This is a genomic window from Curtobacterium phoenicis, assembly GCF_047238015.1.
Lineage (GTDB): Bacteria > Actinomycetota > Actinomycetes > Actinomycetales > Microbacteriaceae > Curtobacterium.
This window is the reverse complement of the sequence record NZ_JBDFLZ010000002.1, coordinates 1,047,252-1,061,269: the sequence shown is the minus strand read 5'-3', so window position 1 is coordinate 1,061,269 and position 14,018 is coordinate 1,047,252. Positions and strand designations below refer to the sequence as shown.

Below are 14,018 nucleotides of genomic sequence, written 5' to 3'. Positions count from 1 at the left end.
CCGATCCCGAGGAGAGCGCACCGGATCGGCCACCCTCGACGTGGGAGGTCGCCCGCAGTACCCTCCCTGCATGCGAGCCAAGGGTCCGTCGCCGTACTTCCAGCTCCCCGGCACCGCCCGGGCGGCCCTGCAGCGCTGGTCGGAGGTGTTCGGCGGCGAGGTCCGGATCGCGACCTACGCCGACTTCAGCCGCACCGACGGTCCGGCCGACGCGGTCGCGCACGGACAGCTCGCGGGCGACCTGGAGCTGTTCGCGGCCGACGCTGCCGAGGGTGGGGCGACCTTCTCGGCGACCGGAGTGCTCTTCTCGCTGCTCGGCGCCGCAGACCCCGCGACCCTGACCCGCTGGTTCGAGTCGCTCTCCGTCGACGGCACCGTCCTCGATCCCCTGCAGCAACGGCCGTGGGGCGACTGGGACGGCCAGGTGCGTGACGCGTTCGGCGTGACGTGGCTGATCGGCTACGAGGCTTCGGCGCTCCAGGGGCAGGGGCAGGAGCAGTGAGCGCCGTTCGGCAGGTCCAGGTGACCTTCGACTGCGCGGAGCCGGAGCGCGTCGCACGGTTCTGGTGCGCGGTCCTCGGCTACGTCGTACCGCCACCGCCGCCGGGCTTCGCGGACTGGGCTGCGTTCGACGCGGCGCTGCCTCCGGAGCACCAGGGTTCCGCGTTCGCCTGCCAGGACCCGGACGGCGTCGGGCCGCGTCTGTTCTTCCAGCGCGTCCCGGAGGGCAAGGTCGTGAAGAACCGGGTCCATCTCGACGTCCGGGTCGGGACGGGCCTGGTCGGGGAGGAGCGTCTCGCCGCCCTCGACACCGAGAGCACGCGGCTGGTGGCGCTCGGCGCGACCCAGGTCCGGCGCATGACCGCGGACGGCATCAACGAGTCGTGCATCGTGATGCAGGACGTCGAGGGCAACGAGTTCTGCCTCGACTGACGCCGAGGTCGGAGCGGAGCGCGGCGCGTCAGCCCGCGGCGACGAGCGGCGCCCAGAACGTGTCCGGCGCCTCCTCCTGCACGGTGTCCGGTGCGAAGTCGAAGCCGTACTGGCCGACGAACTCGCGTGCGGCGGCGATCTCGTCCACTTCGTCGTCGTGCGCGGCGTCGAAGAGGTACACGCCGCGACCCATGACGACCCCGCTGTCGCTCACGACGGCGAGGTCCCACCGCCCCTCCTCGGAGCGCGTGATCCGGACGACGGCGGCCTGGTCAGCGGTGAAGTCAGCCATGTTGCGAGCATACGGAGCGGCCTGTACCCCGGCATCAGGGTCGCGGAGCGTACGGTCCCGCGCATGAGTGAACACCACGGAGAACCCGAAGAACAGCAGCACCCGGTGATGGACGGTGCTGAGGAGGCGACCAACGAGGAGAAGCTGCACGGCCTCGTCGAGCAGGTCGAGCACGACCACGGACACGAGGGTGCTGCCGCCATGGCCGACCACCTCCGCGACCGTGCCGCGGAGACCGGCGTCGAGACCGAGGAGCCGTCCGACCACGTCGAGTGACGGGTCCGGCCGAGCCGGGAACGGGCCCGACCGCTCCGTCCGTGCCGGGAATGGACCCAGCCGCTCCGGCGTACACATGAACACCGATCTCACGAGGAGCGAGCCATGATCCAGACCGACCCCCAGCCGACCGACCGCGACGAGAAGCGCTGCCGCCCCGTCCCGTCGCTCCACGACGCGCCGGAACAGCGCTTCGGCCGCTGGCTCGGACTCATCAACGAGGGCCGCTGACGCGACGCGGGTCGACTGACCGACCTGCGTCGCGGACGCGACCACTCGAGGCCTGGAGGCGCGGTGCCAGCTGGCACCGCGCCTCCAGGCCGTTCTGCGTCAGCACCGGCCGCTAGGCTGAGCGGTCGGACAGCAAGCGGCTGGACCAGCACGAGGAGATCAGCATGTCAGTGGGGTTGCTCGCGGTCGTCGACGACATCCTGTCCGCGGCGCTGAAGGCCAGCGCGAAGACCGCCGGCGTGGTCATCGACGACGCCGCCGTCACCCCGCAGTACGTGCAGGGCATCGCGCCGGCCCGTGAACTGCCGGTCGTCGGGCGGATCGCCCTCGGCAGCCTGTTCAACAAGTTCGTCATCATCATCCCGCTCGCGCTCCTGCTGTCCGCGTTCGCGCCGTCGGTGCTGCCGTGGCTGCTCCTCATCGGTGGGACGTACCTGTGCTTCGAGGGCGCCGAGAAGGTCACCGAGTGGTTCGGCACGCACCACGAGTCCGACGCCGAGACCCCGACCACGGAGCCGAAGCTCGTGTTCGGCGCGATCCGGACCGACCTCATCCTGAGCACCGAGATCATGCTCATCGCGCTCGCCGGCCTCGACCCCGACCTCGGGTTCTGGCAGACCGTCGGCGCGCTGCTCGTCATCGGCCTCGTCATGACGATCGCGGTCTACGGCGCCGTCGCGCTCCTCGTGAAGATCGACGACATCGGTCTGCAGATGATGAAGAACCCGTCCCGGTCGACCCGTCGCGCCGGAGCCCGCGTCGTCCGGGCGATGCCGACCGTCTTCCGGGTGATCGGGGTCGTCGGCACGGTGGCGATGCTCTGGGTCGGTGGGCACCTCGTGGTGCAGAACCTCGCCGAGACGTTCTGGCACGGCCCGTACGACCTCCTGCACGCCGTCGAGCACGGCATCGAGGCAGCCGGCCCGGTCGTCACGTGGATCGTCGACACCGCGATCTCGGCCGTGTTCGGGCTCGCCCTCGGGATGGTCGTCGTCGGGGTCGTCCTCGGCATCGGCCGGCTGCGCGGCCGCACCCACTGAGCCGGCGCCCCCGCTGGCGGGAACGCCGAGCCGGGGCCGACCGGGGCGTCAGAGCTCGACGTCGCTGCCCATCGTCACCGTGCGCTGCGCCGGCAGGCCGAACCGCGCCGCCGGGTCGGCCGCGTTGTGGGCGAGACCGACGAACAGCTTCTTCCGCCAGCTGACCATGCCGCGGTTCCCCGGCTGCGGCCGGAGCGCTCCGCGGGAGATGAAGTAGGACGCCTTCGCCATGTCGTCCGGGTCGAGCTCCAACACCTCGGCCAGGCACGCGGCGTGCAGGGCGCGCGGGAGGTCCTGGTCGTCGGAGAACCCGAACTTGATGGTGATGTGGTCGATGCCGTCGTCCTCGTAGCCGAGGTCGTCGCGGAAGAACGCCTTCGCGTGCGGCACGTGCGGCACGTTCGCGGTGATGACGGACACGATGATCACGGTCCGGTGCACCACGTGGTTGTGCTCGACGTTGGCGCGGAGGGCGAGCGGCGTCGTCTCCTTGTTCGGGTGCGGGAAGATCGCGATCCCCTGGACCCGCGGGATCCCCTTCGTGTTGATCTTCTCGATGAAGTCCGCGAGCGAGCCCTCGCGCTCCTTGCGCTCCTCCTGCACGAGCTGCCGGCCGCGTCGCCAGGTCGTCATGAGCGTGATGACCGCGAGCGCGATGAGGAGCGGGACCCAGCCCCCGTGCACGATCTTCGACAGGTTGCCGGCGAGGAACGTCAGCTCGAGGCCGCCGAACACGACCGCGGCGAGGACGAGCTTCCACGTCGCCCACTGCCACAGCGGCTTCACGACGAGGAGCAGGAGCAGGGTGTCGACGACGAGCGCACCCGTGACGGAGACGCCGTACGCCGTCGCGAGGCTCGCCGACGACCGGAACGTGAGCATGACCGCGAGCACGCCGATGAACAGCAGGAGGTTCACGGCCGGGAGGTAGATCTGCCCACCCTCCTCGCGCGAGGTCTGGCGGATCGTCAGCGGCGGCAGGAGTCCGAGCTGCACGGCCTGCCGGCTGAGCGAGAACGCCCCGGAGATGACCGCCTGGCTCGCGATCACCGTCGCGGCGGTCGCGAGGATCACCACGGGCAGCTGCAGCCCGCTCGGGAAGAGCAGGAAGAACGGGTCCTTCGCAGCCGACGGGTCGCGCAGCACGAGCGACGCCTGGCCGAGGTAGTTGAGCACGAGCGCGGGGAACACGACGAAGAACCAGGCCCGGAGGATCGGCTTCCGGCCGAAGTGCCCCATGTCGGCGTAGAGCGCCTCGGCACCGGTGATCACGAGGACCACGGCGCCCATGGCGACGAACGTGATGTACGGGTGCGCGACGAGGAACGAGATCGCCCACGTCGGCGAGAGCCCCTGGAGCACGCCCGGGTGGGCGACGATGTGCGGCACCCCGGCCGCCGCGATGACGACGAACCACAGGAGCATGACCGGCCCGAACAGGTTGCCGACCTTGCCCGTGCCGAACCGCTGCACCGCGAACAGCACGATCAGGATGACCGCCGCGATCGGCACGATGAGGTGTTCGATGCTCGGCGCCGCCGTCTGCAGGCCCTCGACCGCGGAGAGCACCGAGACCGCCGGGGTGATCACCGAGTCACCGTAGAACAGCGAGACCCCGACGATGCCGATGACGAGGAAGATCGTCGCCCCGCCCCGGCGCTTGGCGTAGAGCCGTCGGGCCAGCGCCGCGAGGGCCATGACGCCGCCCTCGCCGTTGTTGTCGGCGCGCATGAGGACGAGGACGTACTTGATCGACACGATGACCGTGACGCTCCAGAACATCATCGAGATGACGCCGTAGACGTCCTCCTGGTTCGCCTTGACGATCCCGCCGTCGATCGTGAACACCGTGCGGAGTGCGTAGAGCGGGCTCGTGCCGATGTCGCCGAACACCACGCCGAGAGCGGCGAGTGCGAGCGCAGCGACGCCCTTCGCGGGTCCGTGTCCGCCGTCCTCGGCGATGTCGGTCGCGGGTGTGTGAGCGCGGGTCTCGGTCACCGTCGTCTCTTCCGTCACTGGTCGTCCGGGCGACGGCCGCGGATCATCCTCGCACCGTCCGGGGTCCGCCGTTCGCAGCGTGCGCACATGGACGGCCGGATGCCGCTCCGGTCCCGTCCGACGCGAGCACATGACGGACGGGAGGCGCGGTGCCAGCCGGCACCGCGCCTCCCGTCCGTGGGGTGGTCGCGTCAGCGACGGCGGAAGTAGCCGTTCGCGCCGCCGACGAACATCAGGATGGTCGCGACGATGACCGCGATGCCACCGATGAAGCCGAAGGCGTTGCCACCCGAGGCCGCGCCGACGCCGACACCGATGACCTGCAGGATCGCGATGACGAGCAGGACGATGCGCGCCCAGTTCCGGCCGTCGCGCATCTTGAAGACGATGATCAGCTCGATGATCGCCAGGATGAAGGCGAAGATCGCGCCGCCGACGAGCGGAGCGGTGCCGACGCCCTGGGCAGCTGCCGCGCTGCCACCGGAGACGAGTCCGATGATGCCCGACAGGATGTTCGCCAGGATCACCACCAGCCAGATGATGAACGAAACGGTGACGGTGGTCGGACGACCCGACGTGGTGTTGGCCATGTTGTGCTCCCTCTGCATCGACCGCGTTCAGCGATCTTCCCGACAACGTACAGACGGAGCGCACGCTTGTCCGGAGTGGTCCGCAAACCGTGCGACAGGGCGTCGGTCCCCACCGGAAGTACCGGTTCGGTACTGGCTTCTGGGCGGATTCCCAGCTAACGTCGTCGTGCCCCCTTCGAGGGCCACCCACCGATCGAAAGCGACACCGATGCCCTTCCCGATCCGCCGCACCGTGCTCGTCACCACGACCACGGCCGCGCTCGTCGCCGGTTCCGTCCTGACCGGCTCGCTCTCCGCCAGCGCGCACCCCGCGCACGACCCCGGCCACCACGACGGCCAGCTCACGCCTCGTACCTCGTTCACCATGGCGGCCGACGGCTCGTCCGGGGCGACGCAGGGCGGCGAGGGCATCCCGAACATCGACTCCGTCAAGAAGACGATCGCCACGTACTACGGCGACCCCGGCACCGGGATCGCGAACAAGGACGACAGCCCGTACATCCGCGAGATGCGGTCGATCATGGCGAAGCAGACGAAGGAGCTCCGCGGCGAGTACCGCCGCGCGGTCGCCCACCACCAGAAGCCCGCGATCGTCCTCGACGCCGACGACACCACCCTGTGGACGTACGACATGGAGGTCGGGGACATGCACTTCGTGTTCACCCCGGCCGAGCAGGACGTCTGGGTGCAGGACGAGCGGTTCCCGGCCGTGCCCGCGATGGTCTCCTACGTGAACACCGCCAAGGCGATGGGCTTCACGATCTTCGGGCTGACCGGGCGCAACGACGACCAGAAGGCCGCCACCATCGCCAACCTGCAGAAGGTCGGCTACCAGGGCTTCACGTCCGACCACTACTTCACGAAGTGGACCGGCAAGGGCGCCTCGCAGCAGCCGTCCTACGTGCAGTGCGCCGCGGCCTCGTGCACGACGGTCGAGTACAAGGCGTTGACCCGGAAGCACATCGAGCGCGACCTCGGCTACACGATCGTGGACAACCTCGGCGACCAGTGGTCGGACCTGCAGGGCGGCTACGCCCAGGAGCAGGTCAAGCTGCCGAACCCGACGTACTACCTCCCGTCCGCCGACCTGCCCGGCGTCCGTGAGCCGTGGCTGTCCCCGCGCACGCACTTCCGGATGGCGGCCGACGGTTCGTCCGGGGCGACGCAGGGCGGCGAGGGCATCCCGAACATCGACTCCGTCAAGAAGACGATCGCCACGTACTACGGCGACCCCGGCACCGGGATCGCGAACAAGGACGACAGTCCGTACATCCGCGAGATGCGGTCGATCGTCCGGAAGCAGGCGCCGCTCGTCGCCGCGCAGTGCTCGGTCGCGTCGAAGCAGCACCGCAACCCGGCGATCGTCCTCGACGCCGACGACACCACGCTGTGGACGTACGACATGGAGGTCGCGGACATGCACTTCGTGTTCGACCCGGCACTCCAGGACGAGTGGGTGCAGGACGAGCGCTTCCCGGCCACCCCGTCGATGACCTCGCTCGTGTCCGTCGCGGAGCGCTCGGGCTGCACGATCATCGGGCTCACCGGCCGCAACGAGGCGCAGCAGACCGCCACGATCGAGAACCTCCAGAAGGTCGGCTACCCGCAGTTCGCCGCCGAGCAGGACGGCAACCGCACCTACTACACGAAGTGGACCGGCACCGGCACCTCGCAGCAGCCGTCGTACATCACGTGCGCGACCGCCAAGTGCACCACGATCGAGTACAAGTCGCAGACCCGGGCGCACATCGAGTCGCGCTCCGGCGGTCGCTACGACATCGTGGCGAACTTCGGTGACCAGTACAGCGACCTGATCGGCGGCTCCGCCGACCGGAGCGTCAAGCTGCCGAACCCGACGTACTACCTGCCCTGATCGGCGACCAGCGGTCGGACTGGAGGCACGGTGCCAGCTGGCACCGTGCCTCCAGTCCGTTCCGGGTCGCGTCGCGACCCCGACCGCTTCAGCACCGCTTCAGGCGGCTCCGACAGGCTGACGGCGTGCGCGTACTCGTGGTCGACGACGAGGTCCGGCTCGCCGACGGCATCCGCCGGGGGCTCGAGGCCGAGGGCTTCGCGGTCGACGTCGCCCACGACGGGGTCGACGGCCTCTGGTACGCCCGCGAGCACCCCTACGACGCGATCCTGCTGGACCTGATGATGCCGGGCATGAGCGGGTGGAAGGTCTGCGAGACCCTGCGTGCCGAGGGCAACTGGACGCCCGTGCTCATGCTCACCGCGAAGGACGGCGAGTGGGACCAGGTCGACGCACTCGACGGCGGTGCCGACGACTACGTGACGAAGCCGTTCTCGTACCCGGTGCTCGTCGCCCGGCTGCGCGCGCTGGTCCGGCGTGGCTCGCGGGAGCGCCCGACGGTGTTGTCCGCGGGCGACCTCCGGCTCGACCCCGCCGAGCGACGGGCGTGGCGGGGCGAGACGCTGCTCGACCTGACCAGCCGCGAGTTCACCGTGCTCGCGTACCTCATGCGGCACGCGGGGCAGGTCCGCTCGAAGTCGGACGTCATCGCGGGCGTGTGGGACGAGGCGTTCGAGGGTGACCCGAACATCGTCGAGGTGTACGTCGGACACCTCCGGAGGAAGGTCGACCGACCGTTCGGACGCGCCGCGATCGAGACCGTCCGCGGGGCCGGGTACCGCCTCGACGCCGACGGTGGCTGAGCGCTCCGGCGGGCTGGCTGCTCCCGCTCGTCCACGTCGCCGTCCTGCGAGCATCCGGGCCTGTGCGACGGCGGGTGCCGCGGCGGTGATCGCGGTCGCCCTGGTCGTCGGCGCCGTGGCGTTCGTCTGGGTGCTCCGGTCCTCGCTCGTCGACGGTGTGCGGACGACCGCGGAACAGACCCTCGACACCCTCGCCACCCGCATCGAGGCCGACGGACCGTCCGTCGTGGCCGACCAGGACGACGACCTGCTCGTGCAGGTCGTCGCCGACGGGCGGGTGCTCGCCCACGGCGACGACGCGGACGGCCCGACGCTCCTTACGACCGACCGGTCGCGGTACCGGCACGACGGCGAGTCCTGGCTCCTCAGCGCCGACGACGTCGACCTGCCGGGCGGCGGTGAGGCGACCCTCGTCGTCGGGGCGTCACTCGCTGACGCCGACGCCGCGACCGCGGAGGTCTCGGTGCTGCTCGCCGTCGCCGTGCCCGTCGCGGTGCTCCTCATGGCCGGGGTGACCTGGGTCGTGGTCGGGCGTGCCCTGCGACCCGTCGACCGGATGCGCCGCGAGGTGGACTCGATCGCGGCAGCCACCCTGAACGCCCGGGTCGCCGAACCCGGCAGCGGCGACGAGGTCGACCGGCTCGCCGCCACGATGAACCGCATGCTCGGCCGGCTCGAGCGCTCGCAGGAGGTCCAGCGCCGGTTCGTCGCCGATGCCTCGCACGAACTGCGGTCTCCGCTCGCGACGATCCGGCAGCACGCCGAGCTCGCGCGTGCGCACCCGGAGGTGACGGACACCGACGAACTCGCCGGCGTCGTGCTCGACGAGGGCGCCCGTCTGGAGGACCTCGTCACCTCGCTCCTGCTGCTCACGCGGATGGACGAGCGCGGGGTGGAACGGGACACGGCCGTGGACCTCGACGACGTCGTGCTTGCCGAGGCAGCACGGCTCCGTGGCCTCGGCGTCACGGTCGACGCTGGTTCGGTGGGGGCCGCGCGGGCGTCCGGCGACCCGGTGCTGCTCGGACGGGTGGTGCGGAACCTCGTCGACAACGCCGCCCGGCACGCACGGTCGCGGGTGGTCCTCGGCCTCGCCGTCGACGTTCGTGAGGTCGTGCTGACCGTCGACGACGACGGCACGGGCGTTCCCGTCGAGCAGCGTGGGCGCGTGTTCGAGCGGTTCGTCCGGCTGGACGAGGGCCGGGCGCGTGACGCCGGCGGGTCGGGGCTCGGGCTGGCGATCGTGCACGACGTGGTGCGGGCGCACCGCGGGAGCGTCGCGGTGTCGGACGCCCCGGGTGGCGGGGCGCGGTTCGTCGTGCGGCTGCCCGCGTCGGACTGACGCGGGCCGGATCCGCTCGCAGGGCTCGGTCCCAGGGGGCTTCAGGGTGGCTTCAACGCCTGCTCGCGACACTCTCGGCATGGAAACCACACGCTTCCCCGCCACCGCCCGTCGCACCGCCCTCGTCGCCGCGGTCCCCCTCGCGCTCGTCCTCGGTCTCGCCGGGTGCTCGACCGGTTCCTCGGACACCGGCTCCTCGGACAGCGGATCGAGCAGCGGATCCTCCGCGGCCGCCGAGCGCTCGTCCGCACCCTCGGCCAGCGCGACCGCCGACGCCGCGACGACGGACGGGTCGGCTCTCCGCGCCGCGGTGTCGACCGCACGCGCCGCGGTCGACTCGGGCGCGGTGGTCGCGGTCGAGCAGGAGGCCGGCGGCTCCTCGTGGGAGGTCACGGTCGTCGACCGCGACGGCGCGGAGCACGAGGTGCACACCGATGCCGCCGGCTCGCGCGTGACGGCCGGCCCGACCGCGGACGCCACCGACCCCGACGACGTCATCGAGAACCGCCGGTTCGTGGACGCCGCGGACCTCGACGCCGTGGAGGCCGCCGCGAAGGTCGTGGACGTCGTCCCCGGCAGCGTCATCGAACTCGGGCTGGACGACCACCAGCGCGCGGTCGTCTGGGAGGCGGACGTCATCGGCACCGACGGCACGAAGCACAGCGTCCGGATCGACGCCGGATCCGGCGCTGTCGTCACGAACACCGTCGACACGGACGACTGACCGACGCCTCGACGAGTGCTCAGGCTCGGACCCGGAAACACCCGTCGCCCACAGGTCCCGGTGTCTACCGTCAGAAGCGACCCGGAGGAGACACCATGAACCTGGACGGCTTCGACGTCCCCACCCTCATCATGTTCTGCGTGGCGGTGGCCGTCGTCTTCGGCGGGCTGCTGTCGAGCCGGCGACGCCGCTGATCCCCCGGGCGAGCCGCTGACTCCCGGGCGGGGTCGGTACGCTCCATGACTCATGAGCGGTAGGCCTCGTGAGCACTGACCCGTCCGTCGTCGCAACGGCCCGCTCCGGGGTCGCCTCGGCCGCGGTGCTGTCGACCGTCAGCATCGGTGTCCAGGGGGCGACGAAGCTGCTCGCCACGGTCGTCATCGGCAGGGTCTTCGGCACCGAGGCCCTGGGCCAGTCCTCGGCGCTCCTGTCGCTCGGCGTCTTCGCCGCACTCCTGTGGCCGACCGCTGCCGGCAACACCGCGTCCCGCTCGCTCGCGATCGCGATGCGGACGGGGCGTTCCGACACCGCCGTGAACCGACTGCTCGGCGCGTCGATGCTCGTCTCCTCGCTCGTCCTCGCCGCTGTCACGGTCCCGGTCGCCCTCGCGTGGGGGAACGGTCCGGGAACCGTCGTCGGCGGGGTCGCCGTCGTCGTGGGCTACGGGCTCTACTGCTACGCCCGCGGAGCACAGCTCGGCTACGACCGACCGCGACGCGTCGCCACCTGGGACGGCCTGACGAGTCTGTTGACGCTCGGTCTGCTCGTCCTCGCAGGCGTCGCGCGAGCCGAGCCGTTCGTCCTGCTGCCGCTCGGCATCGGCTACGCGGTGTTCGCCGTGGCGTGCTGGCCGCGCGGGACAGCGGTCAGCGCGGGCGGGGCCGTCACCCGGTCCGAGCCCACCGACGGTCTCCTGCGCTTCGCGGCCTGGAACGTCCTGGCGGGTCTGACGACGAACGGACTGCTGCAGCTCAGCATGATCAGCGCGCAGGTCACCGCGACGCCCCACGAGGCCGGCGTGTACGCCGCAGCGTTCTCACTCGCGACCCCGGCGTCGATGGTCGGGCAGGCCGTGGCCCAGGTCGTCGTCCCCGGGTTCGCACACCGGACCGAAGCGTCGTCGCTCCGATCGCCGGGGACGCTGCGCTTCGTCATCGGCTTCGGCGCCGTGACCGCCGTGCTCTTCGGCCTGGTGGCACTGCTCGCCGGTTGGTACCTGCCGCTGTTCTACCCGGACGAGGGCGTCGCTGCCGTCGCCGATCTCCGGTACCTCGTGCTCGGTGTCTGGGTCTTCACGATGTCGCTCGTCCCCGCGGCCCTGCTGCTGGCGGCCGGACTGTCACGGCAGGTGGCGCTCGCGTCGGTGACCGGGTTCGTGGTCGGCGTCGTGCTCATGGCCGCGCTCGCCCCCGCGACCGGCGTCTCCGCGGGCAGCACCGGGTTCCTCGTCGGCAGCGCGGTGAACCTCGTGGCCGTCGTGGCGCTCGGCCTTCGACGGACGGCCGTGCGGACCGAGCGGGGGGCCTGGTCAGCGCTCGACGGGTCCGCGCTCGACGGGGCGGCGCGCGGCGTCGTCGTGCCGCATCCGGACGAGGCTCGCGAGGGTCGCACCGCCGATCGCGACGACGATCACCGCGAGTGAGGTCCAGGTCCCGATCTCGGGGGCCCACTCGACGTGCTGCCCGCCGTTCAGGAAGGGCAGCTCGTTCTCGTGCAGTGCGTGCAGGACGAGCTTCACGCCGATGAACGCGAGGATCAGGGCGATGCCGTACTTGAGGTAGACCAGCTTCTCGAGCAGCCCACCGAGCAGGAAGTAGAGCTGCCGCAGGCCCATCAGCGCGAAGACGTTCGCGGTGAAGACGATGAACGCGCTCTCGGTGATGCCGAAGATCGCCGGGATCGAGTCGAGCGCGAACAGCAGGTCGGTGGTGCCGATCGCGACGAGCACCACGAGCATCGGCGTGAAGTGTCGTTGCCCGTCGACGTGCGTTCGCAGCCGGATGCCGTCGTACGTGTCCGTGACCCGGACCCGTCGGCGGAGCAGCCGGACGATGAAGCTGTCCTCCTGCTCCTCGTCGTCGTGGTCCTCACGGACCTGCTGGATCGCGGTCCAGATGAGCCACGCACCGAAGAGGTAGAAGATCCAGGAGAAGTCCTCGATGAGCCGCGCGCCGAGCAGGATGAAGATCCCGCGCAGCACGAGCGCGATGATGATGCCCATCATGAGCACCGCCTGTTGGATCGGCTTCGGGACGGCGAACCGCGCCATGATGATCACGAAGACGAACAGGTTGTCGATGCTCAGGCTGTACTCGGTCAGCCAGCCCGCGAGGAACTGCCCCGACGCGTCTCCCCCGGCGAACACGAGCATCGCCAGGGCGAACAGCAGCGCCAGGCCGACGTAGAAGCCGACCCAGAGCCCGGACTCCTTCATCGTCGGCTCGTGCGAGCGACGCGAGACGATCACGAGATCAGCGAGCAGGATCGCGACGACGACGACCATCGACCCGATCTCGAACGCGATGGGCAGGTCCGGCACGCGACGTTCCTTCCGTGGCCGACAACCTGATCCACCCGGATGGTGGGCCGTCCGGCACCTGCGCGATCCTACCCGTGGAACCGTTCAGGTCCGGTGCGTCGAGGACGCGTGACGGACGGAGCGCGAGCGGCGTCCCGGCCCGAGCAGGGTGACTCGAGGGCCGGGACGGCATCGCGATGACGAACCCCGGTGCGTTCGGGTCGGACCGGTCGGGTGCGGTTCGTTCGGTTTCGACTCTAGCGGTCCGCCGAAGTGCCGACAAACCGATCTGTCTACCCAGAACGGGGGCCACACCGTCCACCCGGTGCAGCGGCGCACCGTCTGCGAACATCGACCCATGCCCCGCGACGGTGAACCCCTCGGACGACTCGGATTCCTCACGATCGGGTCGTTCGACCCGGCACGGCCCGCGATCGGCCACGAGGACACGCTCCGCACGATCGAACGCGCGGAGGCCCTCGGCTACGACAGCGCGTGGCTGCGGCACCGCCACCTGCAGCACGGGATCTCCTCCCCCGTGGCGCTGCTGGCGGCGGCGTCGCAACGCACCTCCCGGATCGACCTCGGCACCGCCGTCACGCCCATCGGTGCCGAGAACCCGTTCCGGCTCGCGGAGGACCTCGGCACGGTCGACGTGCTCCTCGGCGGTCGACTGCAGCCCGGCTTCTCGTCCGGGAAACCCATGAACTACGACCTCTACCGTGACGCGATCCACCCCGACACCGCCGAGCTCGAGGACTTCAGCGAGGCCCGGCTCCTGCGACTCCGCGACCTCGTCCGGGGTGACCCGGTGACGAGCACCGCCGAGCGCCGGGGCATCGAGGAGTTCGCCACGACCGTGCAGCCGCAGAGCGCAGGCCTGGCCGACCGGCTCTGGTACGGCACCGGCAGCACGCGGTCAGCGATCTGGGCTGCGCAGAACGGCTTCCACCTCCTCACCTCGAGCGTGACCCGGAGCGAGGTCGGCACCGACTTCGCCACGAACCAGCGCGCCCAGGTCGAGGCGTACCTCGACGCGCACCCCGACCCCGGTGCCGCGCGGGTGTCGCAGGGGCTCGTCGTGATCCCCACGGACAGCGCCTCACCCGAGCAGGTCGCCCGGTACCGGGCGTACGCCGAATCCCGGTCCGGCCGCGTCGGTGTGCCGCAGGGTCCCGCCGGTCTGTTGTTCGCCGCCGACCTCGTCGGGACGTCCGCGGAGATCGCCGACCGCCTGCGTGCGGACGCCGGCTACCAGGTCGCGACGGAGGTCGCGTTCGCGCTCCCCTTCTCCTTCGGGGCCGACGACTACGCCCAGATCGTCACCGACATCGCCGAACACCTCGGCCCGGCGCTCGGGTGGAGTCCGAGGTCCGACGGCTCGTCACCCCGCTGAGC

15 protein-coding genes are annotated in these 14,018 nt (G+C 70.8%); 11 read left to right on the top strand and 4 right to left on the bottom strand.

Annotated elements, in window-relative coordinates:
- The first annotated feature begins 70 nt into the window (after positions 1–70).
- Both ABC270_RS05330 and ABC270_RS05325 read left to right on the top strand, forming a co-directional pair.
- Positions 71–502 (top strand): VOC family protein, encoded by a 432-nt coding sequence (locus ABC270_RS05330; protein ID WP_412879826.1) that lies wholly within the window; start codon positions 71–73, stop codon positions 500–502.
- Positions 499–933, top strand: coding sequence for a VOC family protein (locus ABC270_RS05325; RefSeq protein WP_412879825.1), 435 nt, complete (start codon positions 499–501; stop codon positions 931–933). Before ABC270_RS05330 ends, ABC270_RS05325 begins: the two co-directional genes overlap by 4 nt.
- A gap of 28 nt (positions 934–961) precedes the next feature.
- Here the strand turns inward: ABC270_RS05325 and ABC270_RS05320 are convergent, their stop codons facing one another.
- The gene (locus ABC270_RS05320; RefSeq protein WP_412879824.1) at positions 962–1,225 is read right to left on the bottom strand and encodes a hypothetical protein; all 264 of its coding nucleotides are present in this window, start codon (positions 1,223–1,225) and stop codon (positions 962–964) included.
- A 63-nt stretch (positions 1,226–1,288) separates the two neighbouring features.
- Here ABC270_RS05320 and ABC270_RS05315 point away from each other — a divergent pair, with 63 nt between their 5' ends.
- The 3 genes from ABC270_RS05315 to ABC270_RS05305 all read left to right on the top strand — a co-directional run bounded on the left by ABC270_RS05315 (position 1,289) and on the right by ABC270_RS05305 (position 2,772).
- Complete coding sequence (locus ABC270_RS05315) at positions 1,289–1,501, top strand: hypothetical protein (protein ID WP_412879823.1); 213 nt, start codon at positions 1,289–1,291, stop codon at positions 1,499–1,501.
- A gap of 105 nt (positions 1,502–1,606) precedes the next feature.
- Entirely contained in the window at positions 1,607–1,732 is a 126-nt protein-coding gene (locus ABC270_RS05310; RefSeq protein WP_290132685.1) for a hypothetical protein, read from the top strand.
- Positions 1,733–1,896: 164 nt separating this feature from the next.
- A complete protein-coding gene (locus tag ABC270_RS05305) occupies positions 1,897–2,772 on the top strand; it encodes a DUF808 domain-containing protein (protein ID WP_412879822.1) in 876 nt (291 codons plus the stop codon).
- Between the two features lie 48 nt (positions 2,773–2,820).
- Here the strand turns inward: ABC270_RS05305 and ABC270_RS05300 are convergent, their stop codons facing one another.
- Positions 2,821–4,770, bottom strand: coding sequence for a potassium transporter Kup (locus tag ABC270_RS05300; RefSeq protein WP_412879821.1), 1,950 nt, complete (start codon positions 4,768–4,770; stop codon positions 2,821–2,823).
- A gap of 191 nt (positions 4,771–4,961) precedes the next feature.
- Entirely contained in the window at positions 4,962–5,360 is a 399-nt protein-coding gene (locus tag ABC270_RS05295; RefSeq protein ID WP_412879820.1) for a hypothetical protein, read from the bottom strand.
- A 208-nt stretch (positions 5,361–5,568) separates the two neighbouring features.
- Between ABC270_RS05295 and ABC270_RS05290 the strand changes: the two genes are divergently transcribed.
- The 5 genes from ABC270_RS05290 to ABC270_RS05270 all read left to right on the top strand — a co-directional run bounded on the left by ABC270_RS05290 (position 5,569) and on the right by ABC270_RS05270 (position 11,744).
- On the top strand, positions 5,569–7,233 hold the full coding sequence (locus ABC270_RS05290; protein WP_412879819.1) for an HAD family acid phosphatase: 1,665 nt from the start codon (positions 5,569–5,571) through the stop codon (positions 7,231–7,233).
- Between the two features lie 125 nt (positions 7,234–7,358).
- Complete coding sequence (locus ABC270_RS05285) at positions 7,359–8,036, top strand: response regulator transcription factor (RefSeq protein WP_412879818.1); 678 nt, start codon at positions 7,359–7,361, stop codon at positions 8,034–8,036.
- Positions 8,029–9,378: a sensor histidine kinase gene (locus ABC270_RS05280; protein ID WP_412879817.1), complete on the top strand. Its 1,350-nt coding sequence runs from the start codon at positions 8,029–8,031 to the stop codon at positions 9,376–9,378. The genes ABC270_RS05285 and ABC270_RS05280 overlap by 8 nt, the downstream gene beginning before the upstream one ends.
- A gap of 79 nt (positions 9,379–9,457) precedes the next feature.
- Entirely contained in the window at positions 9,458–10,102 is a 645-nt protein-coding gene (locus ABC270_RS05275; protein WP_412879816.1) for a PepSY domain-containing protein, read from the top strand.
- Positions 10,103–10,364: 262 nt separating this feature from the next.
- Positions 10,365–11,744, top strand: a complete 1,380-nt coding sequence (locus ABC270_RS05270; RefSeq protein WP_412879815.1) for a lipopolysaccharide biosynthesis protein — start codon at positions 10,365–10,367, stop codon at positions 11,742–11,744.
- On the opposite strand, the gene ABC270_RS05265 is transcribed toward ABC270_RS05270, so the two are convergent.
- On the bottom strand, positions 11,631–12,605 hold the full coding sequence (locus tag ABC270_RS05265; RefSeq protein ID WP_412882038.1) for a TerC/Alx family metal homeostasis membrane protein: 975 nt from the start codon (positions 12,603–12,605) through the stop codon (positions 11,631–11,633). The genes ABC270_RS05270 and ABC270_RS05265 overlap by 114 nt on opposite strands.
- A gap of 373 nt (positions 12,606–12,978) precedes the next feature.
- On the opposite strand from ABC270_RS05265, the gene ABC270_RS05260 reads away from it, so the two are divergent.
- Entirely contained in the window at positions 12,979–14,016 is a 1,038-nt protein-coding gene (locus ABC270_RS05260; protein ID WP_412879814.1) for an LLM class flavin-dependent oxidoreductase, read from the top strand.
- The last annotated feature ends 2 nt before the right edge of the window (positions 14,017–14,018 follow it).